Consider the following 25,734-nt stretch of genomic DNA (forward strand, 5'->3'; position numbering starts at 1 on the left):
GTGAATAAAAAGTTAAGGCTAATAGGTTGATGTTTTAAGAATTTCTATGATTTTTTTACTAACTTTATTTCGATGTTTTTCGGGACGGTAGATAAGACAAATTTCATCTTTAAAGATTGGCGCAGTCTTGAGTTTATTTAAAGTAGGATACTGAGCAGCAACTCTTGATGGAAGAAGGCCATAACCAAGTCCCAAGGATGTGAGATTGGCAACAACTTCTAAGTTTGCTGAATTAATATGGCCATCAAAATCAATTTTCTTGGCAATTTTTTTTAAGATATATTGTGACTGACTAAGACTGGCATCAAGTATCAGTTTGTTTTTTGCATTCTTTAAATGAAAGATCGATACTTCATCAAGACATAGTTTTTTTATGACAAGATCTGGGTGTTTTATTGGATTGACTACAATACCAAAATCAGCTTCCCAGCTAATGACCTTTTCTGTCATTTCTCTTGAAAGACCGTGAATAAAATTAAATCCTATATTAGGGTATTCTTTTTGAAGCTCTGGCATAAAGCACTTAAGGGAGTAAAGTGCTACAGATGGATGAATCGCAAAAGTATAACTTCCTTGAGCAATATCTCCTTCTGAAGATACTAAGTTCTGGGCCTCTTCCCATTCAAAGATTAGCTTTCTTGAACGTTTTAAAAACTCTTCACCAAGTTTGGTTAACTGGATACCATTCTTAAGTCTTATTAGTAGATCGCCTCCAAGCTCTCTTTCTAATCGCTTAATGGCATAGCTTAGGGCCGGTTGTGATATTCCGATTTTCTCTGAGGCCCTTGTCACATTCAAGGTCTCACTAACGGTAATAAAGTATTTGATATCATCCAATATTAACGACATTATTGATTCCTTTAAAATCGAAACTCACTTTCGAGTCTATATGTGGTTCCGTGTGATTCTGTTTTTCCGATCTTTAGTCCCAAGCTAAATCGATTGTCTCTACTATTTGCTTTTAACTTAAAGTAAGTTTCTTTTTCGTGGCCTGTGGTCCAGTAACCAGTTTGACCAGAGATAGGGCGACTTGTTCCTAACTGAAAAGAGAAAAGATCATCACCGGATCTCACTTCAGCATTGAAGTCCATCGTTGAACCATTTTGCTTTAGGTAGAGTGTGTTTTCTAAAGTAAGGGTATATTCATCAGAGATCGGTGTATTAAATTGATTTTTTATTGTTGTACCAAGATAGTGAAGTGAATGGTGACTTTCATTTCTGATATCATCTTTCATAATAGAGGCATGGGCCGTAACAATTCCTCTCCATGTCATATTTGCAAAATTACTTTCGGCATATAGAGAACTGGCAAGCATATGATGCTCACTTCTAAAGTAGTCACCATCTAGTGCATCGATCTCATTATTTTCATCGAGTTTTTCATTTGAGTAATCTCCTTTTCCCATCGAACCACTAACGAGTAATCTTGTATCAGCATATATATTCTTTAAGAAACCAAAGTCAGTCTTTCCCGTTCTAAGTTGTGCTTCTATGCCACCAAAGATACCTATACTTTGACTGTGAAATTCACGATGCTTCAAGCTTTTTCTGGAATGATATCCTGTTGCCCCTGCATTTAGTGTTAAATGTTCAGTGTCTCTTCTAAGAGATACACCTGCTCCAAGAGTATTTAGTCCCGAAGCATTATCTGAATAGAATGCAGTTGCAGTAAAAATACCTTTAGTATAATCAACAGAGCTAAAGTTGATACCATCAAATTTAGAGCCAGGTGAAGATAAGTTATTATCGAAGCCTAGTACCTTATTTAAAACATAACCTAATTCAGTTGATAGACGATCGTGAGGTGTTCCATCAGCATTAAATATGCGATAACTAATTCCAAAGTCAGCAAGACTTGAATCTTGAGATAGTCCTTGAGCACTTGGCGATTCATTAATTCTAACTTCTCCATAATTTAAGCTAACGATTCGATCCTTATTATCAGGATCTTGTGCAATAACCATGGCATGGCCATCTCCAGCCGTTGCATAGGCGAGTATATATGTTTCACTAATACCTAGGTCTTTAAGGACTGTTGCTTGTGCTACCGCGATATCACGGCAAACACCAGCATCATACCCATTTCGTTGTGCTCTATAGATTTCGTCTTGTGAAACAATTCCATCTGGGTCGCGGTCGTGATCATAGTGATTGTTCATCATATGGCCCAGTATATGTCCGATATAAATTTTTTGATTGAAATTCATATATTCTTTCGCTTCTGAAAGAATATTTTGTCTTTCTAGTGAGTCATCTGCAGAGATAACGAGACCGGCAACGACATTTGAGAAATATACTTGTGCGTCTTTTTCTCCAAATTGATTCTGTGATTCATTATAGATTTCATCGAGATCACGCTGATGGTATGTCGTACAATTGTTTTCAAGGCAATTAACAATATTGCCAATAATAAATTCACGATACTTAGTTTTAAACCAATATGAGCTCTCATTATATTCACTATTATAAGTTAATTCCTTAGCGTCATATTTAATTTGATGATCTTGAAAGAATGATTTCTCGATTGTGAAATCAATGTCTGCAAATACATTCAGACTGCATAAAAATGTTATAAATAGGATCTCTCTCATTCCTGTAATTAAATGCAAAGAAGATGCCAGAAGTTGAACGTCATTTATAATAGATATGGTATCTTGGCCGTGGAATTTTGTACGGCCGCTTAAAGTTTAAGCATTTGCTTATCTGAAGAAAATATTGCTTATCGAATTAATGTTTCACATGGCAAACTTTAGTATTGTGATTTCAGTAAGATATACAGTTAAACTTAATTAAAACATAAACTAATAAAAGACCTTAAGTATCTGAAAATATTAGACGAGAAATCAGTTACTAAGGGAGCTCGATGAATTTACTTGTTTTTTTTATTCTATTTACGTTTGCAAACTTATTTCTATTTCTAGCACTCTATCAGGCTTTACGTTGGTATAAGTCGATTAATAAGAAGCTAGCTGTCTTAGAGGAGATAACTATGGAAATGGCCGAGCTGCAAAAGAAGTTTTCCAACTTTAAAGTTGAGGACAATTATTTAAAACATAATTAAGATTGCTGTTTTGTTTCTTCATGCAGCAGTAAACCCCAAAATTGCCTTTTCGGTTAGTCGGCCGAAAAGGCCTTTTATATCTTAACAACGAGCTGTACTTCATCACTGTTAGAACGTAAGATATAGTCATCAATAATAAATAGGCTCATGCATAGCAACCATGATCGTATTAGCATCAAGGTAAAAGCTAAATGAACCTTTCAAAAGAAACTTTTCTAGGACTACTAGAAGGCAAGAACCCTAGTACTCTAGAATTAGGGCCTATTCAACTTGCACACCTCTACATTAATTCGGCATTTCTTGTCACTGTCACAGGTTTTCTTAAGGATCAATTATGGCTAAAGCGTCAAGATGAACGAGATATTTCGTACTGTGATTTTATGACTCCACTTTTTTCAAACGACTTATTAAGAATATCTTTTTTAAAAGATTTTTTAATTGCTCGTGGTGAAAAGAATTTAAAAAAGGTGGCCAAGGACTCAAAAGTAATTGAAGAAAATGTTTTAAAACAAATTCTTAGCGCATGTGAGCTCTCTCAAAAAGAATTTGTCATTGAGTCTTTAAAGGAGATGAGTCTTTATTTCTTGGCCGAAGAAAAGGCCCAAGAAGGACGACTGCAAAGTCTTGGTCATAAGGGACCTGATCTTTATCGTACATTTGATAATCTCGATGATCTCTTTAACCTCAATTACCAATTAGATCGAGATATGATTTTTGATTCTACTATTAAAGAGAGGCTGTATGCAGGAGCTGGTGTAGGAGTTCAATCTGGCTATTCTACAATCTTATTGGCCATGGAGAATATGCAGTTAAAACAAGGTGGAAAGGTTATTGATCTTGGATCTGGTTATGGGAGAGTTGGATTAGTGTGTTCTCTTTTGCGTCCGGATGTCGATTTCATTGGTTATGAATTTGTGCCTCATCGGGTTGAAATATCAAATATAGCTACAAAGGCTTTTGGCCTTGAAGAGAATTTAAGCTTTCAAGTACAGGATCTGTCACTGGCCTCTTTTAAGATTCCAGAAGCCGATGTTTATTATCTCTATGATCCTTTTACTAAAGAGACATATCACTATGTGCTAGGGCAAATTGTGGAATATAGTAAAGATAAGGAGATAACTATCATTACAAAAGGTAATGCTAGGGGCTGGCTTATGGATATTGCAGAAGAAAACTCTTGGCCTAGACCTATAATTATCGATGAAGGTAATCTATGTGTATTTAAAACAAGAGAATAAGTATAATTGTAAGTTGTTGAAATTGTATTGTTTAGGTGAATGGATATAAAATTTTAGTGTAAAGATAACCCGTAAGTCGCGTTAAATACTTTAATTTGTTGCCCTGTGTGCAGAAAGTCGGTATAAGGAATTAATTGTATTTGATTTTTATAGTTAGTTCCTTGTTTATCTTAAAGTTCCTTCCTATTTTAATTCGATGTGCAAAATTATTAACTCGGCAGAGAATTAAAAGTATTTGTCTATTTAACATTTAGAGTAAGTTCATTATTAAGACGCAAACTAAGACCGAGCTGTTATGTGAAAAGGTGAGAAACCCTAGAACATATATGCTTGATGAGAATATTCACCCTCGCATTCACGCCAAAAATCTTGATCGTGAGTTAGGTTATAAAATCACAAAGATTGAAGAAAAGCTTTCTCAAAAGTACCGCGCTTATTATAAAGATGCAGATGATTCAAGTCGTAAGCAACATTACGATGGAACACAGACTTGGATTGGGTTACACCCTCAAGCATTACAAACTCCATATAATCATTTATTTGATGCCCTTTATTTATTAAAGGATTACAACATCCACAAGATTGTTGATATAGGTGCTGGCTATGGCCGCATCGGGCTTGTTATGAGCTCAATTTTTCCAGAAGCTCGCTTTATTGGATATGAAATTCTAAAACAAAGACAAAGAGAAGGTAATCGCGTCTTTGAGAGAATGGAATTACTTAATTGCGAAATACTTTTGGAGAATGTTTTAGAAGAGGACTTTGTTCTACCTAAGGCACAGGTTTACTTTATTTATGACTTCAGTGAGATGCAAGATATTTCCGACATCTTAGATGAACTTGTAACTCGTATTGATGACTACAACTTCTTTCTTATTACAAAGGGGGAGAGAGTGGATTATTTAATTGAGAAAAAATATAAGCAATTTTGGATGGCAAATGGTTTTTTAAGTTCAGGTGAACTTAAGATATATAGTTCGATCACAGATCTAACAAAATTTTAATAGCTAGGAGAAAATTATGGCTACAGGTACAGTAAAGTTTTTTAATGATGAGAAAGGTTTTGGATTTATTAAGCCAGACGATGGTGGACAAGATCTTTTCGTACATATCTCAGGTGTTGAAGGTAACACTCTTAGAGATGACGAAAAAGTTGAATTTGAAGTAGGTGAAGGACAAAAAGGTCCATGTGCTGTTCAAGTTAAATCTCTTTCTTAATTTAAGAAGAATTTAAAAAGAGGGGCCTATTCTTGGCTTCTCTTTTTTTCCTATTATTTCAATATTTTATATTCTTTTTTAGCGTTCCTTTGTGGCAACACTGGGTTGCATATTTGTAGTCTTTTGCAACATGTGATTTTTGGTAATAATTAAGATTATCACCGGCCAGGAGACTGCTATGATGAAACTTGGAAGACGCCAAGCTATTACAGGAATTCTTTTTGGCCTAGCATCAGCAGTGCTTGGGAGAAAGTTTATGACAACTAAAAAAGAAAGAATGCCAGCAATATTTTTAGGTCATGGATCACCTATGAATGCCATTGAAAGTAACGACTTTACAAAAAAATTAGAAAAATTAGGACAGGGACTACGTCGTGATTATTCAAGACCAAAGGCCGTGCTTATGATCTCGGCCCATTGGGAAACTGAAGGAACTTGGGTTACCGGAATGGATCATCCAAAGACAATTCATGACTTCTATGGTTTTCCACAAGCATTATATGATGTTCGATATCCTGCAGATGGAAATGCCAGCTTAGCTGATGAGATTGCTAAGGCCATAAATAAGCCTCGAGTTAATATTGATAAGAAGCAGTGGGGTCTTGATCATGGAACATGGTCAGTTTTAAAACATGTTTTTCCTGAAGCGGATATACCAGTTGTTCAATTGAGTCTCGATCGCAATCAGTCGTATGAATATCACTACGAACTTGGAAAAAAGATAAGGTTCTTAAGAGATGAAGGTGTCATGATTATGGGAAGTGGGAATATTGTACATAATTTAAGAATGATGAGTCGTAAGCATCGATACTTAGGCCTTGACTGGGCCATCGAGTTTGATGAATGGGTAAAAGATAAACTTCTTAAAAGAGAAGATGCTCCGCTAGTGAGTGATGCCCTTAAGACTCAAGCTGGTAAATTTAGCATTCCAACAGATGAGCACTACCTACCTCTTTTATACGTTTTAGGTTCTAGCTTAGAAGAAGATAAAATTACATTTGATTATGAAGGCTTTGAACTTGGTTCATTATCAATGAGATCAGTTCGTTATTATTAATAATTATTGGAGGAAAATATGATCGCTTTAACAGGAGCTTCAGGCCAACTCGGTCAATTAGTTATAAAGAATTTATTAGATAAAGGTGTAAAACCAAAGTCGATTGTTGCCATTGCACGCTCAACAGATAAACTCGATGAGTTTGCCAAAAAGGGCGTACAGGTTAGGTATGGAGACTATGAGAAGCCTGATAGTCTTAGATCTGCTTTAGAAGGAGTTGAAAAATTACTACTTATCTCATCAAGTGAAGTAGGAAAAAGACTTTCACAACATCAAAATGTCATTGATATTGTAAGAGATTCTTCAGTGAAACATTTAGCCTATACAAGTATTCTCGAAGCAGACAATTCACCATTAGGACTTGCTGAAGAACATCTTGCTACTGAAAAACTAATAAATGATCTTGATATTAAGACAACAATTTTAAGAAATGGTTGGTATTCAGAGAATTACACAATGGGAATTCCGACTATATTGGAGCATTCTGTTGTTCTCGGCTGTGCTGGAGAGGGGAGAATATCATCAGCTCCAAGAAATGATTATGCATTGGCCGCGGCAAACGTTTTAACAGATGATGGCCATGCTGGTAAGGTATACGAATTAGCAGGTGATACTTCTTATAATTTAAGTGAATTTGCAACTCTAATTGGCGAGCAATATGGAAGAGATATCTCTTATAAGAATATGACTCAAAGTGAGTACAGAGACGTTTTACTTCAGGCAGGTCTTCCTGAAGTGATTGCGGATATGTTGGCCGACTCAGAAATTGGCGCCTCAAAAGGAGGACTTTATTCTGAAAGTAAGGATTTATCGAGATTAATCGGTCGTCCTACAGAGTCAATGAAAGAGACCATCAAAAGGATTGCTTAATTCATATATGAAGGGGGTGCTAAGCATCTCCTTATTTTCTTAAATCTTTCTTGGAAATCCCTCTAAACAAGTTATAATTATCTTATAAACGTCAATGAGAGAGTTTTTATGAAGTTGATTTTCATCTGTGCATTACTGTGCATAATTTCTTGTCGTCCATCTGAGACGAAAGATCCGTCAAAGTTCAAAATAAAATTACGCTTAAGTCATGTCTTTAGCCCTAAAGAAGACCTAACTCTTTCAATGGATAAAGTAGCTAAACGAATTGATGAAAAAACGAATGGAGCGGTGAAAATTTTAACTTTTCCCCAAGGCCAAATTGGAACTTATAAAGATGGAGTGGAGCTTGTTGCTAGAGGTGCCCATTTTATTTCTGTGGAAGACCCTTCTTATATTGGAGACTATGTTCCTGAGTTCACTGCCCTTGTTGGTCCAATGCTTTATAATAGCTATGATGAATACACTGAGCTGATAAAGACACAGATGGTTAAGGATTGGGCCAAGAAATTAGAAAAACAAGGAATTAAAATACTTTCACTTGAATATATTTTTGGATTTAGGAATCTTATTACGGATAAGGTTGTAAGAACCCCTGAGGACTTAGAAGGAGTAAAACTTAGAACTCCTGGAAGTAAGCTCTTTATTGAGACTTTAAATGCAATGGGGGCAACTGCAACACCTCTTCCTTGGGGGGAGACATTTAGTGCAGTTCAACAGGGGGTTGTCGATGGACTTGAAGGATCGGAATTTACAAATATTAGTACAAAAGTCTATGAGACAGGAAAAAAGAATGTAGCACTTACAAAGCACTTTTTAGGTGTCTGTGGTGTTTATATTTCAACGGAAGTCTGGGCAAAGATTCCTGTGAAGTATCAAAAAATCATACAAGATGAATTTGACTTTGAGGCACGTGAAATGATTAATCTTTTAAAGTCTAAGCACTCAAGTGTTGTTAAAAAACTCGAGTCTCATGGGGTTAAATTTAATGAAATAGATCGTGCTTCATTTGAGAAAAGAACGAAGAATGTATTTGAAAGCTTACCTGGAGTAAATCTTCAAATGTATAATAAAATCCAAAATGAGCTTAAAAGTATAAGAGAGCGCATATGAAATTATTTCTAAAAAACTTTGAAGAAATTATTAGCGGAAGCTTTCTTATTATAATGGTTTGCTTAGTTATTTTGAATGTCATCTTACGATATCTTTTTAATTACAGTATATATTGGGCGGAAGAGGTCTCAACGATATGCTTTGTTTGGTCTGTTTTTGTTGGTGCTAGTGCCGTCTATAAAAATAAAATGGATATAGGAATTGATGCTTTAATTGTAAGACTCTCGCCAGAAAAAGAAAAGATTACTAGAACTGTTGCTCACTTACTTACCATATTGATTAACGGCTACATCTTCTATCTAAGTATTGTCTTTACATTTATTGCATATAAGAAACCAACTGCTGTTCTAGGCATAAGTTCAGCTGTTTATAATAGTGCTCTTATCTTTGGCTTTGGCCTTATCTCTTTTCACTCCATTAAGTTTTTAATAGAAGATGTAAAGGGGAGGAGAGCATAATGGAATACTTACCAGTAGCAATTGTTTTCATTCTTTATTTTTCTAGCTTGCCAATTGCCTTTGCTCTATTTGGCGCATCGATTTTCTATTTCACATTCATGGATGCAGGAATGCCAACAGACTTAGTCTTACAAAAGTTTATTACTGCAACAGCATCATTTCCACTCTTAGCAATCCCATTCTTTGTCATGGCAGGATCTGTTATGAATTACTCTGGAATTAGTGCAAAGCTTATGCAAATGGCCGATGTGCTTACCGGTCATCTAACTGGTGGCATGGCCCAAGTTAATGTTGTTCTTTCTACATTTATGGGTGGCGTTTCTGGTTCTGCCAATGCTGATGCGGCCATGCAAAGTAAGATCCTTGTTCCACAGATGCAAGAGCGTGGCTATAGTAAGGCATTCTCTGCTGCGATTACTGCTGCTTCATCGGCTATCTCACCAGTCATTCCTCCTGGGATTGTTCTTATTATATATGCACTTATTGCTCAGGTTTCAGTAGCTAAAATGTTTGCTGCTGGTTATGCTCCTGGCCTAATTATGGCCGCCGCACTTATGATCACAGTGGCAATTATTTCAAAAAAACGTGGCTATAAGCCAACTCGTGAAATAAAAGCAAATAGTAAAGAAATTGCCATGCAGTTTATTGATTCAATGTGGTCTCTTGCGCTACCATTTGGAGTTATTCTCGGACTAAGATTTGGTCTATTCACTCCAACGGAAGCGGGAGCAATCGCCGTCTTAGCATCTGTCCTAATTGGTATTTTCATCTATAAGGAACTTAAGAAAGAACACTTTATCCCTATTATGAAAGATACAATCTATGGAACGGGAACTGTTGTTCTTATTATTGTATCGGCTTCTGTATTTGGTTATTACTTAAATTGGGAACAGATTCCTCAACGACTTACAGAGGTCCTACTAAGCTTAACTCAAAATAAATACGTTATGCTTGCTATTATGAATGTCCTTTTATTAGCAATGGGGATGTTTCTTGAGGGTGGTGCTGCTCTCATTATCATTGCGCCACTTGTTGTTCCTGTGGCGACTCAGCTTGGTATTGATCCAATTCACTTTGGCGCGGTTCTCATCGTTAATATTATGATTGGTGGGGTAACGCCTCCTTTTGGCTCCATGATGTTTACGACTTGTTCCATTACAGGTGTCACAATAGGTGAGTTTGTTAAAGAGATTTGGCCATTCATTATTGCTTTACTGCTAACATTACTTTTAGTGACGTATTGGCCGGCCGTTGTTTTATTCTTACCAAACTTATTATAGCAAAGTGCGTTGCTTTAAGGTGCATGGCACCCTATAATAACTCAGATAAGTACTTAAGAGATCGAATTCGTTTTTCAACATCATAGATTGATGTGACGACCATCAGTTCATCAGGTCGATAGCGAGTGATAAAAGTTTCTAGTTTTTTCTTAACGGTCTCTTTCGATCCAACAAAAGAGAAGTGAAGCATATGCTTTGCCATCATCGCTTCTTCAGGAGACCAATAAGTATTGATATCTTCAATTGGAGGAGAGAATTTCTTTTTAACTCCACGTCTAAGGTTAGCAAAAGATTGCTGTTGGCTTGTTGCTAGAAATTGTGCTTCTTCGTCTGTGTCAGCGATAATAATATTTACCCCTAACATAAAATATGGTTTTTCTTGTTGAGGTGAAGGCTCAAAGCCAGCATGATAAAGATCTAGCGCATCTTGAAGAGCATCAGGTGCAAAGTGTGAAGCAAAAGCATAAGGAAGACCTAAGTGAGCTGCTAGCTGCGCACCAAATGTACTTGAACCTAAAATCCACAATGGAACTTCGCTTGCGTGTCCTGGAGTGGCCACAATTGGATCATTACCACTTTCTTTTGAAAGGAGTCTTTGTAGCTCGACGACATCTTTAGGAAAGTTGTTTGAGCTTTGGGCCGTAGTTCTTAAGGCCTGAACAGTCATTTGATCAGTACCGGGAGCACGCCCAAGGCCTAGATCAATTCGTCCAGGATATAATGCTTCAAGAGTTCCAAATTGTTCAGCAATAACTAGGGGAGAGTGGTTTGGAAGCATAATCCCACCAGCTCCAACTCTAATTTTTTTTGTTTGGGCAGCAAGTAGTCCAATAACAACAGAAGTTGCAGCACTGGCAATGGCCGGCATATTGTGATGTTCAGCAACCCAAATACGATTAAATCCAAATTCCTCAACGGCCTGTGCTGTCTTAACAGAATCATTGTATGCATCGCTTAGTTCTTGGCCTTCATTTACAAAGACCAAGTCTAATAATGATAGCTTTGTCTGCATTATAATTCCTCTAGTGTTGGGTAATCTGTGTAGCCAACTTTATCTGGCCCGTAGAATGTTTCAAAGACTGGCTCATTAAGAGGAGCATCTTTTTTAAATCTCTCTACTAAATCAGGATTTGCAATGAATGGAACACCAAATGAAATAGCATCGGCAATTCCATCATTAAGGGCCTTTTGTGCCGTTTCTTTTGTAAACTTTTGATTGGCAATAAAGACACCATCAAAGTGTTTCTTTAATTCTGGAAAAAGACTTCCATCATCAAGCGGATCACGTGTGAAGACAAAAGCAATGTCTCTCTTATTGAGTTCTTCTACAACATAGCTAAATAGTGATAAGGGATCAGAGTCACCCATGTCGTGACTATCGCAACGAGGAGCAAGGTGAACGCCAACGCGATCAGCGCCCCATACTTCAATGAGTTCATCTGTGATTTCCAGCAAAAAACGCACTCTGTTTTCAATTGAGCCTCCATATATATCATCTCTCTTATTTGTTGAGTCTTGTAAGAATTGATCGATTAGGTAACCATTGGCAGCGTGAATTTCTACTCCGTCAAATCCAGCTTCCTTAGCATTTATGGCCGCTTGTTTATAGTCTTGGATGATGGCCCTAACTTCTTTTGCCTCTAATGCTCTTGGTGTTTCAAAATTTGTGATAGGTCTAACCTGTGAGACGTGACCCTCTGGCCTAATAGCACTTGGAGCAACAGGTAATTCACCGTCTAAGAACATTGGATGGGAAATTCTACCAACATGCCAAAGTTGCATAAAGATTTTTGAACCTTTCTCTTGAACAGCTTGAGTAATTTTCTTCCAGCCGGCAATTTGCTCTTTTGACCAAATTCCTGGTGTGTTGGCATACCCAACAGCTTTTTTTGTTATGGCAGTGGCCTCCGTTAAGATCATCCCAGCTCCTGCTCTTTGTGTATAGTATTCAAGCATAAGTTCATTTGGGACTCTTTCAACTCCAGCTCTTGCACGAGTAAGAGGGGCCATGATGATACGATTCTTTAATTCAAGGTGACCTAATTTTATTGGGGAAAATAAATCTGGCATATGTACTCCTAAAATTATAGTTAGATATTTATCAAACAATAGACCCGCTCTTGAAAAAAATCAAGCAATTTGTTAGAATTTTATCTAACAATGAAAAAACAAGAAATAACACTCGATAAGATATTCAAATCACTAGGTGACCCTATAAGAATGGGGGTCATAAAGCAGCTTATTATTTATGAAGAAGGTTGTGGTGATAAAGAAATGACATGCGGCTCGTTCGATTACTGTGTTAATAAGGCCACTTTTTCACATCATGTTAAAAAGCTTATTGAAGCTGGGATTATTTGTGAGCGCACTGAAGGGGTAAAGAAGTACCTCTTTTTAAACCCAGATATTAAAAAGAAATATCCGGGCCTAATTGAGACTGTGAAAAATAGCTGTTTGCCTTGTGACTAAAACCTATGTTCAATACTAAGCATCCAGATTGGATTATCGTCAGTATATTCAAAGAATTCTTCATTATCTTCTCCATATCCTTGAGAAAATCCAGTCTTAATCCTAAAGCCTTTATATTCGTAGAAAACTCCTCCGTAAGCGTCACCTCCAAAGTTTCCATCACCATGAGCATTTCCTTCTAAAGATAACTCCATTCCAAAACGATGACTTCCTCGTTCAATTAAAACTTTATTAGCCTCTAGTAAGAAGTAAACACGAGATCCTTTTCTGATACTGACAAGTTCAACACCTGTTTCTAATGTAATTCGATCTAGTTCACACTTACAATCATATTGGTTCGTATCGAGTTTAACGACCTTTCCAATTGCTGCTTTGGCCGTGACAAAGACATCATTTGTGTCACCTAATTGATTATCGTACATGGAAGTTGTTTCTGGCGTTAAGTTGTTGTGCTTATAAACATGCCATCTTCTTTGCTGACCGATAGCACCCCAACCACCATCGTCACTATTATTGAATTTCCCAATCCCTGCACCAACTAGGATATAGCTCTTATTGTCATACATCTGTGCATCGAGAATATCATCCCAAGTAATATCAAGCTTTGTTACTTCATTAAATACTTGTGGATCATTTGGAAAGAGGTCTTGACCTTCTGGTGTGACATCTTTTGTGTATATTTTAGATGAAAGAGCGATCTTCCATGTTTCATTTTCTTTAATGATTGCATTGTCAGCACTTGGTGATATTTCAACTTCAGCTCCAAGCCCATGTGTGTAGCCATGGTCATCATCAACGTAGAAGAGTGAAGGCATTAGGTTTAAAAAAGGATTATCGTTATCCATTTGAATTTTTGTTTTCACATGGGAGCGATCTGCATATAGCTCTTTTTCAATATCGGTCATTTCTGCAAAGGCCTGTGTACTGATTGCACATAGTGAAAAAGCTAAGGCAAGCTTAGTAAACTTCATGGTTGTCTCTCTCGTTATTGTTTTCTTAAATATAAGGGAAAAAGGCCTGGATCATGGCCAGATTGTATTATTTTTATTTAGTGTATAGTTCATAAACGAAACAATTGCGCGAGGCGCATGTAAGTTATTGGAATCAAAGACTGTTTAATAGAGGGCCATAAGGCCATTCTAATACTATTAATTAGATTTTTTTCATATTTTGCATTGTTTTAACGTTTTAAGACCGATACCATTTTCCCATGAAAAAAACACACTTCGCGGCTTTAATGATTTTGATTTCAGGAATGACTTTTGCAACTTGTGATCAAAGTAAATTCTACTCAGGACTTCCAACCCATCTTTCAGGTTATGAGTTCAAATCAAAACTATCTAATCTACTAACAAAGACACATCGTAGTCTTTCTTATGATGATCTTCACCAGGCTTATACGAGATCTGATCGTGATAAGACATATGATGGTGATAATACAATTTTAGATATGTATTCTGAAAATCCTAATGGAAGAGACCCTTATAAATTTAGGGCCGGTCAAAAGAAGTGTGGCCAATACAGAAACGAAGGTGATTGTTACAATCGTGAACATTTATTTCCACAAGGTCTCTTTGGTAAGAGAAGACCAATGAAAACAGATATATTCCATGTTTATCCATCAGATGGAAAAGTGAATGGAATGAGAAGCTCGTACCCATTTGGTGAAGTCGGGGAAGCAAGATGGATTTCAGAAAATGGATCCAAACTTGGAAGAAGTAAAGATCCAGCATATCGCCGTACAGTGTTTGAGCCAATTGATGAGTTCAAAGGTGATATCGCTAGAGCAATGCTTTACTTTGCTGTTCGCTATGAAAGTCGAATTCCAAGCTTTCGTTATAATGACATGACAGATGGTTCAAGAGATCAGACTTATAGCACATGGTTTTTGAAAACACTTTTAAAGTGGCATAAGCAAGACCCTGTTAGTGAGCATGAAAGATATCGAAATGATCAAGCATGTCGTTACCAGAAAAACAGAAACCCATTCATTGATCATCCTGAGTGGGCCTTAGCAATTTGGGAAGTTCAATAGTCCAATGCTAAAAATCATCTTAACTCTTATTATAACATTTATATTTCTTGTACCTTTCTTCTCCACACCAATTGGAGAAGAATTGTATTTGAATTATCAAGACACAAAACTGCATGAGACGATTTACTGCCAATATGTAGAATGGTTTGGTGCTGAAGGTTTTGAAAAGATTAAATACTCAGTAAAATGTAAACTCTTACGATAATAAAGTTTAGTTTTACAAATTTCACACCATTGACATTCATCAAACTGCTATCATCTTAATAGTGAGGAAGAGGATACCTTTTGGAGGTTTCGATCATGAAAAAGTTGAATGTTTTCGTATTTATATTCAGTTTGCTTTTTGCTTCCTTCTCCCTTGCCCAAGCTGATAACGTTAGGGCATTAATGATGGCACTCGATGACGAGTATAAGGCACGTGCAATTTATTCTAGAGTATTGGATGACTTCGGTAGAGTTCGCCCATTTTCAAAAATTATTTATTCAGAACAAAGACATATTGATGCACTAATTCCTTTCTTTGCAAAATATGGAGTCGATGTGCCAGACGATTCATACTACGGGAGAGTTCCTGGTTATGATTCAATTCAACAAGCCTGTGAAGCCGCAATTATAGGAGAGATGGCCAATGTTGAATTATATAATAAGATTTTTGAATTGGCCGATGACCCCGATCTGATTGCAGTATTTGAAAATTTACAGTGGGTTAGTCAAAATCGTCATTTACCAGCTTTTCAAAGGTGTGCTGAATGATTCAGCATATTGTGTTCGTTGACATCCTAGCTCCCTTGATTTCACCCTCTCACGAAATCAAGGGAGTCTAGATTCGAGTTCCCATAACCATAACTTCATTCTTATTTACATTTAGCTGTCTCAAAATACAGTCGTAATCAAGGCTATGTAATTTCTTTTTAAAGCTTTGGAGAATATCGTAGCTGTCACTTCCTTTAAACTTAATGGTAAAGACAAAGTTTTTGCATTTTTGAGGTGTGGCCCAAGTTTCTATTAATTCAAGAATTCTATCTGGAGTACAAATTATATCTGAAACCACCCAATCAAAACCATCCTCAGTCATAAACTTGAAAGCATCTTCTGCGCTGAAGTTCACTTTTGGCATAAGGTCTTCTCTTAGGGGAGAGCGATCAATTGATGTGACCTGTGCTCCTTGATTGAGGGCAACGTAACTCCATCCTCCTGGACATGCTCCAAGATCTACTAATGTTTCATCTTCTTTTATCTCTTTTCCAAGTACGAGTTGCGCTTCCACAAGTTTTTTAAATGCTCTTGATGGTGCCTGCTTATCATCGGTAATCGTTGTGTAGCCACCAGGGAATGGACTAAGAAGATGATCATATTCTTGCCTTTTTACTTTATCGAGAACTGAAATCTTGATGCTTCGATCAGGATAAATACAGGCCTTAATAAGTGGGCAGTCTTTGAAATGAAACTTTCCTCTCTTTATTCCTTCTTTTCTCAAATTCTTAGCAAGCTTTTGAGATAATAATTCACTGCGGCCATTGGTTACGACTCCATACTTATTAGAAATACTAAAGACTTGATAGGCTGTTTGTGAAATATTACTCTTCTTTAAAAGATTAACTATCAAAGAGCTCTGTTCTCCAATACTTCCAGCTGGAATAGTTTGGGTTTCTGGTAAAGTGTCCAGAGCAAGACCAAGATAGCTCTTTCTTAATGGTGTTTTTTCATCAATTTCTAAAATCGGTAGCCCATCAGGACTTGTGATTTGAGACTTCTTGATGGAAAATTCATCCATGACCTCATCTTTGAGGAACTTTTTCCAGGTATTATCTTTTGGCATTAGTAGGTGCATAAATGAGAACCTAGCGAGAAAATTAAGTTCCGTAGAGGGAAAATGTAAAATTTTCTAGATTAATAGAAGGATAAATATGTATTCAAGCTCAAGAAGATATCGCAAGAATGATTGGTGGGACTTTATGACTGTTATTGACCAGGAGTTAGACAGAGATGAAGGCCCAATGACTTACTATTATATTCTTGATGAGCTTAAATGGCGTATGGTGGACTCTGTATCAGAGGGCGAGACTTTTAAAATTAAGAAAAAGGCCCAAGAATTAAAAGATCGTATGGAAAAGAGTAAACAGAGCTGGAGTCTTGATTCTGACGCGACTCTTATTGAATTAAACTCTTTATTAGAATTTCTTATTTAAATTTATATTACTGATCTATATCATGAACAGATTAAGTAGATTTGATAAAATTAATTATGAAAAAGAATCTCAAAATCACTCTATTTTCTCTTTTTGCAATTATCTCATGTGCGGCCATTGGCTACTTTGCCTCTGATTCACAAGAAACCACCACAACTGAAAGATGGGTTTTCTTCGACCTTGGGGATACGATAGTTAACACAAAAGAAAGTGGGAATTATCACTATTATCCTGGTGCTTTGGAGTATATACGCTCCTTAAAAGAAATGGGCATTAAGGTTGCTATTATTTCTAATATTCCTGAGTCATTTGGTGAAACCTACGATCAGAAAATTGAGTCACTCAATCAATATGTAAAGGCCCATTGGAATGATCAAGACCAATTTGACCTTACTATCTTTCATAAGGTTTACATTCCAATGAGTAATGATGAGCTAAAGCCCGCGCCATATATATTTAATAAGGCGCTAGACGAAACTGGTCGCCATCCAAGCCTTTATATTTCTGAAGCTTTTGATGAAGTTGAAGCAGCAAAGCAACTTGGTTTTGCTGGATTCCACTTCGCCGCTGGTGTAGGGCAGGAGAAAGTTGAGTCAACTCTTTATATTGAACTCAGTGAAATCGTGGACTATATCGATCAAAATAGTCATCTCTAAAGTCTAAATATATTACGTATTTGTCGTTACCTAGAATAAGCCTCTTGAGTCGAGGCTTTTCTTATGGCATATTGTAGAGTAATCGTCTAGACAACTTGTCTATAGGAAGTGAAAGTGAAGCAGGATTCGAAAGAGGCCATTTATGAAGGCGTTCTTAATTTATTAGATGAAGTTCCCATTTTAGATTTAAGTGTTTCAAAGCTAAAGAAGCATACTGGTCTATCAACAGGAACTTTTTATTATCATTTTCCAAATGGTATTGAAGATATCTTTAAATCATTATTCGTTAAATTAACCTCAAGAATTAGAAATGAAGTTTATCAAGCTGCTATATCGGCCAAAACAATTGATGAGACACTAGACGCGTTGGTTACAACATATTTCAATTGGCATAAGAAAAATTTAAGAGAGAGTAGTTTTTTTTGGAGAGTGTCTGAATCTGGCTTCTCTGAGATTCGCCACCTTATTCAAAAAGAGTATCGCTCCCTATCTACTAAGATCTATGAAGTCTTATGTGAGCAAGGAGAGTCTGAAGGTGTAAAAGTCATTTCTCCAAATATTTTAGATGCCTTTCTTTACGGAGCTGCAAGAGAGCTTATCCATTCTTGGATAGGGCGAGGGCGAAGAGAAGAAGAATTTGAAAAAATGCGAGTTGAATTTATCGATGCACTTTACCGTGCATGTATTGATAAGAATTAAGGGATATACGAGGAAAATATGGATAAGATTTGGCTAGATAGCTACTCTAAAAATGCATCATTTGAGATTAACCCAGATAGCTACAATAGTATTGTCGAAGTAATAGATGAAACTTGTAGTAAGTATCAGGACCGCTCAGCATTTATAAATATGGATGTTGAGATGACTTATGGTGAAGTGGCTCAAAAATCGGATGCCTTTGCTAATTACTTAATCGAAGAGCTAAAACTGAAAAAAGGTGATGTCATCATGATACAGATGCCAAACCTTCTACAATATCCTGTTGCCCTTTACGGGGCCTTTAAGGCCGGTCTAATTGTTGTTAATACAAATCCACTATACACTGAAAGAGAGGTTAAAAAAGTTTTAAAAGACTCTGGAGCAAAGGCAATTGTTATTTGTAGTAATTTTGTCTCAAAACTTGAAGCGGCCATGGCCGATAGTAAGATTGAGCATGTAATTACAACTGATATTGGAGACTTTTTTCCTTTCTTAAAAAGAAACCTCGTTAATTTTGCCATCAAATATATTAAGAAGATGGTTCCATCTTATAAAGGAACATACACGTCTTTAAATACCGCTATTGATAGAGGAAGTAAGCTAAAAGCATCATATCCAAAGCTTTTAAATACTGACATTGCACTTCTTCAATATACTGGTGGAACGACTGGGAAAACAAAGGCCGCTGTACTTACTCACCGAAATATTATTGCTAATATGCTGCAAATGGCCGTTTGGATTAAATCTGGTCTAGGAGAGGGAGAGTATAAAGTTCTGGCCCCTCTACCAATTTATCATGTCTTTACATTCTCTGTTAATATTCTTGGTTTCTTCTATATGGGAACAACAAATCTTTTAATTACTAATCCACGTGATCTCGATTCTGTTGTTAAAGATATAAAAAAACATAGGCCAGAAGTCGCAACAATTGTGAATACTTTATTGCAGGCATTGCTTAATCATCAAGAATTTCAAAAGCTGGATCTAAGTTATATGAAATTGAGTGTTGCTGGTGGTATGGCACTGAAAGTAGCAGTTAAGAAAAAATGGGAAGAGATAACTAAGTCAAGTGTCGTCGAAGGTTATGGCCTAACTGAAGCTTCTCCTGTTGTAACATGTAACCCAGTCGATGGAAGAGATATCGCTGGATCGATTGGTATTCCACTTCCTTCGACAGATATCAAGATCGTTGATGAGCAAGAAAATGAGCTGGGCCTTAACGAAGAAGGGGAGTTGTGTGTGAAAGGTCCCCAAGTTATGCAAGGTTATTGGAAACAAGAAGAAGAGACAGCAAAGACATTTACTAAAGATGGATGGCTTAAAACAGGTGACTTTGCTTGTATTGATGAAAAAGGCTTTGTTAAAATTCTTGATCGTAAAAAAGATATGATAGTCGTATCAGGCTTTAATGTTTATCCAAATGAAGTGGAAGAAGTTCTTCTTGAACTTGACGGTGTTCAGGATGTTGCGGCAATTGGAGTCGATAATGAAAAGTCAGGAGAGGTTGTAAAAGTCTTTATCGTAAAGAATAAAGAAATTACAAAAGATGATATTAAGAACTTTTCTAAGAAGAATCTTGCTGGTTATAAAGTACCAAAAGAGATTGAGTTTAGAGATGAGTTACCAAAGAATAATGTTGGAAAAGTTCTAAGAAGGGAACTTCGCTAGAAACTCTTTCATTTCATCTTTCCAAATAAGACTGCGGGCCTTTGGATTACATCTTGTTGGCGTTGGCCAATACCAGATATGATCAATAAGGTCTGCACTAAGTCCATTTTGTTCGAAGAAGCCTTCAAGTAAGTTTTCAATTCCTTTTTTTCTACGACAAGTAAAGAACATAGGCTTTGTTTTCAATAACTTTTTAAACTTTGGTGAGGCATGTTTAAAGTCCACGTTATTTTTCTTATGGGCCGCAAATAAAACAGTATCAGAAGGATCGTCTTTATCTTTATTTGGAACCTTGGCAATATTTACTATATTGCTCATAGCAATGCCCCACTTTTCTAAGAAGGCATACTTTTCTTCAATAGTAAGTTTTCGAGCTTCTTTTTCTGGTTCAAACAAGAATTGTAAAACTTTCCAAAAGTGATTGCGATTATTATTGTAATAAAAGAATTCACCATCGGGTTTTTCACCATTTACAGTACGAGCATTAATAGAGCCCATAGTTCCTAGAATAATTAAATTGGTTTCTCCCTTTGGGATAAATAGAGGGATTTCATCTTGATGTGTAGCCATATACCTAGGGTATCATAAATAGAAGAAATTATGCTAAAATTAGAAGGTGAAAAATAAATGTAAGCTAAGAGCTCTTCTCTTTCTCCTTTTGAATATAAATGTACTCGCTATAAGTGTGAATATTAGCACTTATAAGTCACGAAATGAGATCGTAAAGAGGGAATCTGAGAGCTTTGGACGATATATTGTTGTAAAATTTGGTGTCTTTGATTTAAAGACTAAAAAGCTAAAGGTTAGTGGTGCAAGTGTAATTAATAAATATCAAGAAGAAGATCTTAATTGCCTAGAGCCTATAATTAAAAGCGCAACAATGAGTGAGACTCAACTAGAGGACTTTTCAAAGTTTGTTGAATTTAATGATCGATTTTTTCAAACGCAGTATGGTGTCTTAGTTGAAAAGTCATGCCTTGAAAAATCCAATCGTAAATATATCGAGTCAAATATTTTAAAGTCATATAAAGATGGCCTTAGTTGTTTACAAGAACTTGATGGTGAAGGCTCGAAAGAATTACTTCTTAAAATGAACAATCTCTTTAGTGACTCTGATAATAAACCAAAGATCTTTTGTTCAGAAACAAATGCAGATATTAAGTCGAAAGGAATTAATTGGACTGATGCTAAAGCCTATGCCAGCGCTTCAGATGAATTTAGTAGTGATGAAATGAAGCATCCGTTTATCTCTTTAGGACAACAGTGGCGTTGGCAAGATAATGCTTATAGTTTCCGTGGTACACTTTTTCATGAGTTCATTCACAATACAGGATGTATTCATACTAAGACTATAGAGAAGTCTTATACTTGCCAGACATGTTGCTTTAGTGAAATCGATAATCCTAATGCAATGATGAGCCCTGCTCAAAGTGCCGTCGAGCAAAAAGAAGTTGCTTGTAAAATATGTCGTTCTACTTATGAAGGGATTACAGATAAGAACTACTTAAGAGATTATGCTAAATTTAGTATTCTCGGCGGACAGACCTCATTTCTTCTACCAGTTTTAAAAAGCTATATGAAAGAGCGTCCTGGCGATGACTTTGCTGTGGAGATCTTTGTTGAAGCAGATAATAACGGGCCGTTAGCGAAAGCACTTTTATCAAATAAAGGGCCCGTTACAAAGTATGAATTACTAGCTGAAATCGTTAAGGAGTATGCAAAAGGTAATTATGTCCAATCAGCTAAGTTTATTAGAAAATTAAAGCAAGAGCGTAAGTACTTTACAAACAATCAATACTCTTCGATTTATGAAGAAATAGAAAAAGATCTGCTATTTATGTCCTTTGGAAACCTTGAAATAAAGCTCCAAGCAGATAACCCATTCAATAGTCTTTTTAAGCAATCCAAAGACTTTCTCTCTTCTCCTGTTAGCTTAAAATAGCAATTTGAAGCTTTTCAAAAATGTAATCTTTAAAAACCTTAACATGCTTTGGGATATGTTTAGAAGGTGGAGAGAGAACGAATAGAGAACGTTTGAAATAGGTAAATTCTGGCAAAACTTTTGTAAATATATTTGTCGCAATTTCTTTCTTGCAATAAAAAGTTGGAAGGGTTGCAATGCCTTGTGAGTTACTCACATATTGCTTTAATAGTGGAAAAGAGTTTGTTGAAAAATGACTTTGTAGGTCACTTAATTTCTTCTTTGTTAATGGCGTCCCATAAACATCTTTTAATAATCCAATAGAGTGATGTTTTAAATCATCTTCTTTAAAGATTCGTTCATTAGTATTTAGATATTGACTTGAGGCAAAAAGGGCAACTTCAATATCGCATACTTTCTTTTGAATTAAGTTCGAGTCTTTTAGTTTCCCAATTCTTAATGCAAGATTGAGTTGGTGCTCCTTAAAATCAAGAATATCATTCGTTGAATAAATCTCTATCCTTATGGAAGGGTATATTCCCATGAACTCATTTATTAGTTCCATTAAAATCTCTTGTGAGAGGTCTTCTGGAGCTGTTAGTTTAATGACTCCTCTCATCTCATCATTATTTGTTTGGAGTTCTTTGACAGAACTTTCTAAGGCTTCTATTGGCTGTCTAATTGATTGGAGTAGGTGCACTCCCTGTTGCGTAAGTGATATTCCCCTTGGCCCACGTATGAGCAAGTTTGATTCAATTAAGTTTTCGAGCTTAACTAAGTCGCGACTAATCTTAGACTTTGGATGACCTAGTGCCTTTGCTGCTTTTGTTAAACTTCCTAGTTCTGCAACTTTTTCAAAAATCTTAAGTAAATTAAAGTCCATTATATTGCCCCGTAGAGTGTTCTCTTATAAGAACATTCTACGGGTATTTTTATGGATTATGCAACATTACTCATATTTAGTGACTCATTCATCTGTAGTGTTTGTGAAATTAACTTCTTCCCGGCATCATTAATTTCTCTTAATGTTTGCTTTAAACTGTCTTTGAAATTACCCAGGTCACGTAGGAGTCCATGAAGTTCTCCTGAAGATGTTGATAATTTTGCAGCTTCAATCTTTCCACTTATGCTTACCATCTCTAAACCAATTGATAACTTCTTTACATCATTACAAACACGCTCAAAAGTTCGAAACTCTTTTTGAATTTCTTGAAGGCTATCTTTTGCACGTTTTATTTGTTCAATTCGCAATGTATTTAAAATTTCCATTTCATTGGATTTTTGAATTGGTGTTGGCTTTGTTTCATTCTCAAAGAAATTATGTATCTCTTGCTGAAGAATCGAATTACAAACATAGAATTGGCATTCTTTTACCTTTTGCTGCACTATCTTTCCTGATTCCACAAATTTATTTATTTCAGTGTGTATTTCTTTGGCAAGATTATCGTACTGTGAAGAGATCGTTGCAAGGGAAGCGGCTTCTTCACCAATTCGTGCAGACTGAACTTCTAGATTCATTGGTACAAGTGAAGTTTTCTGATATTCCTCAAAAATTAATTCTGACTTATTCTCAAGAGTTGCCCCTGAGTTCAATGCTTCTTCAAGTAACTGTAATGCGTTTATAGGTCTTTCTCCAAGCTCTATTTGTCTTGAATTTAGTTCTGCCATTAGTGCTTCAATCATAAATTGTTTGTAGTCCTGAAAACCAAGATCTTTTACAACTGAAATTAGAATATCTTGAGACTCTTTTGGTGAGAGCCTCTTCTTCTTTTCAAGATGATATAACTCTTCATACTTCTCTTGAATGATTGCAAAGTATTTACTGCTTGGTTTGAGTCTTACTGATAAGTAGCCATCATCAATTGGTGAGACTAGCGCAAATACCCAATAATTACTTCCGTCTTTAGCTTGATTGTTAACGTATGCACCGATCATCTCATTGCGGCCAATGGTATCCCAAAGAAGTGAAAAAACGCCTCGTGGCATTGTTGGATGCCTGACAACCTTATGTGGTTTACCCAGCATTTCATCCCATTCATATTGGCTTACTCGTTGAAATACAGAATTACCTGATTCGATAATTCCCTTTTTGTTGGTTCTTGAAAAAAATAATTCATCATAGCCGAAGCTACTTTCTCCTTCTGTCACTCTCTCTCCCTAATTGTAATTAAATTCATTTATCCTCTCGTAATTTATATTATTGATATTACGTCGGTAAAAAAAGATGATTGTTCTCACTGAATTAATTTCCTTGAGAGGGGTTTAAGGAATCTTTACGCTGTGTTAACAATGTATTGATAATTTAAATAAAAAATCTTGCTATGATTTGAATCAGTATAGAATAGTTTATGAGGTAAATAATGTACGAAGAATTGAGTTTATATGAAGTTGTCATTATCGGAGCTGGCCCTGCTGGGATTAGTTTAGCAACAGAAGCATGTGAAAAAGGAATCTCTCCAAGTAATATTCTCGTTCTTGAAAAGGCCAAGGAGCATTCTTGGGCCATCAGAAAATTCTATCCAGAAGAGAAGATGGTTACGGCCAATTATAAGGGTAATGATGTTTCATGTACTGGACATTTATGTTTAATGGATTCGACAAAGAAAGAAACATTGAGCTATCTCGATAAGGCAATCGCAGATTATAAGCTCAATGTCGTTTATGAGAAGAGCGTTGATGAAATAAAAAAATTAGCAAATGGCCAATATGTTGTTTGCTCTGGTGAAGAATGTTTTGTAACAAAAACAGTTGCAATTGCAATCGGTGTTATGGGACGTCCAAATCGTCCTAGTTATAAAATTCCAAATGAAATAACAAGTAAGATCCATTTTGATGTAACTAGTAATCTCGTTAAAAATAAGAAAGTCTTAGTTGTTGGTGGTGGGGACTCAGCAAGTGAGTACGCCCAATATCTTGTTCAAAATAAGAATGAAGTCACTTTCAGTTATCGTAGAGAATCAATTAGTCGTATGAATGACATTAACCACAAGACACTTCTTGAACTTGGAAAAGAAGGATTATGTGATGTTAGGCTAGGAACTGATATTGATTCAGTTGAAGAATCTGATGGAAGAATTCAAGTCAACTTTAAAGATGGAAAGCAAGAAAAGTTTGATCATATTTTTTATGCTCTAGGTGGTTCAACACCAAAGAACTTTCTAGAGACTATCGGTATTAAAATGTCTAAAGAAGGTCCAGAAGTTAATGACTTCTTTGAGTCTAAGCAAGAAGGAATCTTTCTATTAGGAGATCTTTCTGCCGGCCGAGGAGGAGGAAGTATTAACCTTGCATTTAATAACTCTCACAAGGCCATGCAAGAGATTTGTGATATGTATCTCGATTGTCCTAAATAATTAATACTTGTTTCAAGTCATGGGCAACTGTAAAATGTTGTGATGAAGGAAACTAATAAATTTCAGGAGAAATATCTCGATTTGCTTATTTATTTATCTTCGAAAAGAAGAGGAATAAAGGCGCGTCTTAAGAAGTCTTTATTGAGACTCAAAAGAGGGCTTGAGCAAGAAGGAGTTGAGACGCGAGAGATGTTTTCCATCTATGGCCGCTATACAAAAGGCTTGGCGACTAAGGAAGAGATGGTCTTAGCCAATAAGCAATTTGTAGAAATCCTAAAGGGGCTTGGAGTAGGGGTTATTTTAGTTCTGCCGTTTGCACCTCTGACTCTTCCTTTTGTCGTAAAACTAGGACAACGTTTAGGTATTGATATCATTCCTTCATCTTTCAGTGATAGAGAAGATTAATTCTGTTACTAATCCTTCTGTTATTTCAAGGAGTTATGCTTTGCTTT

Annotated in this window: 29 protein-coding genes; 20 read left to right on the forward strand and 9 right to left on the reverse strand. The window is 36.2% G+C overall.

Annotated elements, in window-relative coordinates; all coding sequences use genetic code 11:
• Positions 1-18 precede the first annotated feature (18 nt).
• Entirely contained in the window at positions 19-849 is an 831-nt protein-coding gene (locus BALOs_RS04240) for a LysR family transcriptional regulator (protein ID WP_115361161.1), read from the reverse strand.
• 11 nt (positions 850-860) lie between these two features.
• A complete protein-coding gene (locus BALOs_RS04245; RefSeq protein ID WP_120404389.1) occupies positions 861-2,609 on the reverse strand; it encodes a hypothetical protein in 1,749 nt (582 codons plus the stop codon).
• A 254-nt stretch (positions 2,610-2,863) separates the two neighbouring features.
• Between BALOs_RS04245 and BALOs_RS04250 the strand changes: the two genes are divergently transcribed.
• The 9 genes from BALOs_RS04250 to BALOs_RS04290 all read left to right on the forward strand — a co-directional run bounded on the left by BALOs_RS04250 (position 2,864) and on the right by BALOs_RS04290 (position 10,292).
• Complete coding sequence (locus tag BALOs_RS04250) at positions 2,864-3,061, forward strand: hypothetical protein (RefSeq protein WP_115361157.1); 198 nt, start codon at positions 2,864-2,866, stop codon at positions 3,059-3,061.
• 191 nt (positions 3,062-3,252) lie between these two features.
• Positions 3,253-4,299 (forward strand): methyltransferase domain-containing protein, encoded by a 1,047-nt coding sequence (locus tag BALOs_RS04255; protein WP_120404390.1) that lies wholly within the window; start codon positions 3,253-3,255, stop codon positions 4,297-4,299.
• Between the two features lie 305 nt (positions 4,300-4,604).
• Entirely contained in the window at positions 4,605-5,303 is a 699-nt protein-coding gene (locus BALOs_RS04260; protein ID WP_162929542.1) for a class I SAM-dependent methyltransferase, read from the forward strand.
• Positions 5,304-5,319: 16 nt separating this feature from the next.
• Positions 5,320-5,517 (forward strand): cold-shock protein, encoded by a 198-nt coding sequence (locus tag BALOs_RS04265; protein WP_115361149.1) that lies wholly within the window; start codon positions 5,320-5,322, stop codon positions 5,515-5,517.
• A gap of 256 nt (positions 5,518-5,773) precedes the next feature.
• Positions 5,774-6,574, forward strand: a complete 801-nt coding sequence (ygiD, locus tag BALOs_RS04270; RefSeq protein WP_370454593.1) for a 4,5-DOPA dioxygenase extradiol — start codon at positions 5,774-5,776, stop codon at positions 6,572-6,574.
• 18 nt (positions 6,575-6,592) lie between these two features.
• Entirely contained in the window at positions 6,593-7,444 is an 852-nt protein-coding gene (locus tag BALOs_RS04275) for an SDR family oxidoreductase (RefSeq protein WP_120404392.1), read from the forward strand.
• Between the two features lie 108 nt (positions 7,445-7,552).
• Complete coding sequence (locus BALOs_RS04280; protein WP_120404393.1) at positions 7,553-8,554, forward strand: C4-dicarboxylate TRAP transporter substrate-binding protein; 1,002 nt, start codon at positions 7,553-7,555, stop codon at positions 8,552-8,554.
• A complete protein-coding gene (locus BALOs_RS04285) occupies positions 8,551-9,012 on the forward strand; it encodes a TRAP transporter small permease (protein WP_120404394.1) in 462 nt (153 codons plus the stop codon). The genes BALOs_RS04280 and BALOs_RS04285 overlap by 4 nt, the downstream gene beginning before the upstream one ends.
• The gene (locus tag BALOs_RS04290) at positions 9,012-10,292 is read left to right on the forward strand and encodes a TRAP transporter large permease (RefSeq protein ID WP_120404395.1); all 1,281 of its coding nucleotides are present in this window, start codon (positions 9,012-9,014) and stop codon (positions 10,290-10,292) included. The genes BALOs_RS04285 and BALOs_RS04290 overlap by 1 nt, the downstream gene beginning before the upstream one ends.
• Before the next feature lie 31 nt (positions 10,293-10,323).
• Here BALOs_RS04290 and BALOs_RS04295 read toward each other — a convergent pair whose 3' ends face one another.
• Positions 10,324-11,304, reverse strand: a complete 981-nt coding sequence (locus BALOs_RS04295) for an LLM class flavin-dependent oxidoreductase (RefSeq protein ID WP_120404396.1) — start codon at positions 11,302-11,304, stop codon at positions 10,324-10,326.
• Positions 11,304-12,362, reverse strand: a complete 1,059-nt coding sequence (locus BALOs_RS04300) for an alkene reductase (RefSeq protein ID WP_120404397.1) — start codon at positions 12,360-12,362, stop codon at positions 11,304-11,306. Before BALOs_RS04300 ends, BALOs_RS04295 begins: the two co-directional genes overlap by 1 nt.
• 90 nt (positions 12,363-12,452) lie before the next feature.
• Here BALOs_RS04300 and BALOs_RS04305 point away from each other — a divergent pair, with 90 nt between their 5' ends.
• A complete protein-coding gene (locus BALOs_RS04305) occupies positions 12,453-12,761 on the forward strand; it encodes a helix-turn-helix transcriptional regulator (RefSeq protein WP_115361135.1) in 309 nt (102 codons plus the stop codon).
• Here BALOs_RS04305 and BALOs_RS04310 read toward each other — a convergent pair.
• Positions 12,758-13,732 (reverse strand): hypothetical protein, encoded by a 975-nt coding sequence (locus BALOs_RS04310; protein ID WP_115361133.1) that lies wholly within the window; start codon positions 13,730-13,732, stop codon positions 12,758-12,760. The genes BALOs_RS04305 and BALOs_RS04310 overlap by 4 nt on opposite strands.
• A gap of 239 nt (positions 13,733-13,971) precedes the next feature.
• Here BALOs_RS04310 and BALOs_RS04315 point away from each other — a divergent pair, with 239 nt between their 5' ends.
• The 3 genes from BALOs_RS04315 (at position 13,972) to BALOs_RS04320 (ending at position 15,549) form a co-directional block, all read left to right on the forward strand.
• The gene (locus tag BALOs_RS04315) at positions 13,972-14,796 is read left to right on the forward strand and encodes an endonuclease (protein WP_120404398.1); all 825 of its coding nucleotides are present in this window, start codon (positions 13,972-13,974) and stop codon (positions 14,794-14,796) included.
• Between the two features lie 4 nt (positions 14,797-14,800).
• Positions 14,801-15,001 (forward strand): hypothetical protein, encoded by a 201-nt coding sequence (locus BALOs_RS15155; protein WP_115361129.1) that lies wholly within the window; start codon positions 14,801-14,803, stop codon positions 14,999-15,001.
• Positions 15,002-15,096: 95 nt separating this feature from the next.
• Positions 15,097-15,549 carry a DUF2202 domain-containing protein gene (locus tag BALOs_RS04320; RefSeq protein WP_120404399.1) on the forward strand — a complete coding sequence of 151 codons (453 nt, stop codon included), beginning with the start codon at positions 15,097-15,099 and terminating at the stop codon, positions 15,547-15,549.
• Between the two features lie 67 nt (positions 15,550-15,616).
• Here BALOs_RS04320 and BALOs_RS04325 read toward each other — a convergent pair whose 3' ends face one another.
• The gene (locus BALOs_RS04325; RefSeq protein ID WP_120404400.1) at positions 15,617-16,627 is read right to left on the reverse strand and encodes an SAM-dependent methyltransferase; all 1,011 of its coding nucleotides are present in this window, start codon (positions 16,625-16,627) and stop codon (positions 15,617-15,619) included.
• 76 nt (positions 16,628-16,703) lie between these two features.
• On the opposite strand from BALOs_RS04325, the gene BALOs_RS04330 reads away from it, so the two are divergent.
• From BALOs_RS04330 to BALOs_RS04345, 4 genes are all read left to right on the forward strand, one after another.
• Positions 16,704-16,985 (forward strand): hypothetical protein, encoded by a 282-nt coding sequence (locus BALOs_RS04330; protein WP_120404401.1) that lies wholly within the window; start codon positions 16,704-16,706, stop codon positions 16,983-16,985.
• Between the two features lie 56 nt (positions 16,986-17,041).
• Positions 17,042-17,641 carry an HAD family hydrolase gene (locus tag BALOs_RS04335; RefSeq protein ID WP_120404402.1) on the forward strand — a complete coding sequence of 200 codons (600 nt, stop codon included), beginning with the start codon at positions 17,042-17,044 and terminating at the stop codon, positions 17,639-17,641.
• A 114-nt stretch (positions 17,642-17,755) separates the two neighbouring features.
• Positions 17,756-18,340, forward strand: coding sequence for a TetR/AcrR family transcriptional regulator (locus BALOs_RS04340; RefSeq protein ID WP_162929543.1), 585 nt, complete (start codon positions 17,756-17,758; stop codon positions 18,338-18,340).
• An 18-nt stretch (positions 18,341-18,358) separates the two neighbouring features.
• Complete coding sequence (locus BALOs_RS04345) at positions 18,359-20,008, forward strand: AMP-binding protein (RefSeq protein ID WP_120404404.1); 1,650 nt, start codon at positions 18,359-18,361, stop codon at positions 20,006-20,008.
• Here BALOs_RS04345 and BALOs_RS04350 read toward each other — a convergent pair.
• A complete protein-coding gene (locus BALOs_RS04350; RefSeq protein WP_120404405.1) occupies positions 19,988-20,578 on the reverse strand; it encodes a hypothetical protein in 591 nt (196 codons plus the stop codon). The genes BALOs_RS04345 and BALOs_RS04350 overlap by 21 nt on opposite strands.
• 46 nt (positions 20,579-20,624) lie before the next feature.
• Here BALOs_RS04350 and BALOs_RS04355 point away from each other — a divergent pair, with 46 nt between their 5' ends.
• Positions 20,625-21,950, forward strand: a complete 1,326-nt coding sequence (locus BALOs_RS04355; protein WP_120404406.1) for a hypothetical protein — start codon at positions 20,625-20,627, stop codon at positions 21,948-21,950.
• Here the strand turns inward: BALOs_RS04355 and BALOs_RS04360 are convergent.
• Both BALOs_RS04360 and BALOs_RS04365 read right to left on the reverse strand, forming a co-directional pair.
• Positions 21,937-22,812: a LysR family transcriptional regulator gene (locus BALOs_RS04360; RefSeq protein ID WP_120404407.1), complete on the reverse strand. Its 876-nt coding sequence runs from the start codon at positions 22,810-22,812 to the stop codon at positions 21,937-21,939. The genes BALOs_RS04355 and BALOs_RS04360 overlap by 14 nt on opposite strands.
• 56 nt (positions 22,813-22,868) lie before the next feature.
• Entirely contained in the window at positions 22,869-24,077 is a 1,209-nt protein-coding gene (locus tag BALOs_RS04365) for a hypothetical protein (protein WP_115361109.1), read from the reverse strand.
• A 212-nt stretch (positions 24,078-24,289) separates the two neighbouring features.
• Here BALOs_RS04365 and BALOs_RS04370 point away from each other — a divergent pair, with 212 nt between their 5' ends.
• Entirely contained in the window at positions 24,290-25,282 is a 993-nt protein-coding gene (locus BALOs_RS04370) for an NAD(P)-binding domain-containing protein (RefSeq protein WP_120404408.1), read from the forward strand.
• A gap of 42 nt (positions 25,283-25,324) precedes the next feature.
• Complete coding sequence (locus BALOs_RS04375) at positions 25,325-25,687, forward strand: hypothetical protein (protein WP_115361105.1); 363 nt, start codon at positions 25,325-25,327, stop codon at positions 25,685-25,687.
• Positions 25,688-25,734 lie beyond the last annotated feature (47 nt).

Source organism: Halobacteriovorax sp. BALOs_7 (genome assembly GCF_003612895.1).
Taxonomy (GTDB): Bacteria; Bdellovibrionota; Bacteriovoracia; order Bacteriovoracales; family Bacteriovoracaceae; genus Halobacteriovorax_A; species Halobacteriovorax_A vibrionivorans.

Bases quoted from the DNA above. Each gene is read 5' to 3' on its own strand.
- BALOs_RS04310 (WP_115361133.1), bottom strand. From the start codon at position 13,732: ATGAAGTTTACTAAGCTTGCCTTAGCTTTTTCACTATGTGCAATCAGT.
- BALOs_RS04330 (WP_120404401.1), top strand. From the start codon at position 16,704: ATGTATTCAAGCTCAAGAAGATATCGCAAGAATGATTGGTGGGACTTT.
- BALOs_RS04315 (WP_120404398.1), top strand. From the start codon at position 13,972: ATGAAAAAAACACACTTCGCGGCTTTAATGATTTTGATTTCAGGAATG.
- BALOs_RS04290 (WP_120404395.1), top strand. From the start codon at position 9,012: ATGGAATACTTACCAGTAGCAATTGTTTTCATTCTTTATTTTTCTAGC.
- BALOs_RS15155 (WP_115361129.1), top strand. From the start codon at position 14,801: ATGCTAAAAATCATCTTAACTCTTATTATAACATTTATATTTCTTGTA.
- BALOs_RS04305 (WP_115361135.1), top strand. From the start codon at position 12,453: ATGAAAAAACAAGAAATAACACTCGATAAGATATTCAAATCACTAGGT.
- BALOs_RS04325 (WP_120404400.1), bottom strand. From the start codon at position 16,627: ATGCACCTACTAATGCCAAAAGATAATACCTGGAAAAAGTTCCTCAAA.
- BALOs_RS04265 (WP_115361149.1), top strand. From the start codon at position 5,320: ATGGCTACAGGTACAGTAAAGTTTTTTAATGATGAGAAAGGTTTTGGA.
- BALOs_RS04275 (WP_120404392.1), top strand. From the start codon at position 6,593: ATGATCGCTTTAACAGGAGCTTCAGGCCAACTCGGTCAATTAGTTATA.
- BALOs_RS04345 (WP_120404404.1), top strand. From the start codon at position 18,359: ATGGATAAGATTTGGCTAGATAGCTACTCTAAAAATGCATCATTTGAG.
- BALOs_RS04280 (WP_120404393.1), top strand. From the start codon at position 7,553: ATGAAGTTGATTTTCATCTGTGCATTACTGTGCATAATTTCTTGTCGT.
- BALOs_RS04250 (WP_115361157.1), top strand. From the start codon at position 2,864: ATGAATTTACTTGTTTTTTTTATTCTATTTACGTTTGCAAACTTATTT.
- BALOs_RS04320 (WP_120404399.1), top strand. From the start codon at position 15,097: ATGAAAAAGTTGAATGTTTTCGTATTTATATTCAGTTTGCTTTTTGCT.
- BALOs_RS04285 (WP_120404394.1), top strand. From the start codon at position 8,551: ATGAAATTATTTCTAAAAAACTTTGAAGAAATTATTAGCGGAAGCTTT.
- BALOs_RS04240 (WP_115361161.1), bottom strand. From the start codon at position 849: ATGTCGTTAATATTGGATGATATCAAATACTTTATTACCGTTAGTGAG.
- BALOs_RS04300 (WP_120404397.1), bottom strand. From the start codon at position 12,362: ATGCCAGATTTATTTTCCCCAATAAAATTAGGTCACCTTGAATTAAAG.
- BALOs_RS04375 (WP_115361105.1), top strand. From the start codon at position 25,325: ATGAAGGAAACTAATAAATTTCAGGAGAAATATCTCGATTTGCTTATT.
- BALOs_RS04335 (WP_120404402.1), top strand. From the start codon at position 17,042: ATGAAAAAGAATCTCAAAATCACTCTATTTTCTCTTTTTGCAATTATC.
- BALOs_RS04255 (WP_120404390.1), top strand. From the start codon at position 3,253: ATGAACCTTTCAAAAGAAACTTTTCTAGGACTACTAGAAGGCAAGAAC.
- BALOs_RS04350 (WP_120404405.1), bottom strand. From the start codon at position 20,578: ATGGCTACACATCAAGATGAAATCCCTCTATTTATCCCAAAGGGAGAA.
- BALOs_RS04370 (WP_120404408.1), top strand. From the start codon at position 24,290: ATGTACGAAGAATTGAGTTTATATGAAGTTGTCATTATCGGAGCTGGC.
- BALOs_RS04295 (WP_120404396.1), bottom strand. From the start codon at position 11,304: ATGCAGACAAAGCTATCATTATTAGACTTGGTCTTTGTAAATGAAGGC.
- BALOs_RS04360 (WP_120404407.1), bottom strand. From the start codon at position 22,812: ATGGACTTTAATTTACTTAAGATTTTTGAAAAAGTTGCAGAACTAGGA.
- ygiD (WP_370454593.1), top strand. From the start codon at position 5,774: ATGACAACTAAAAAAGAAAGAATGCCAGCAATATTTTTAGGTCATGGA.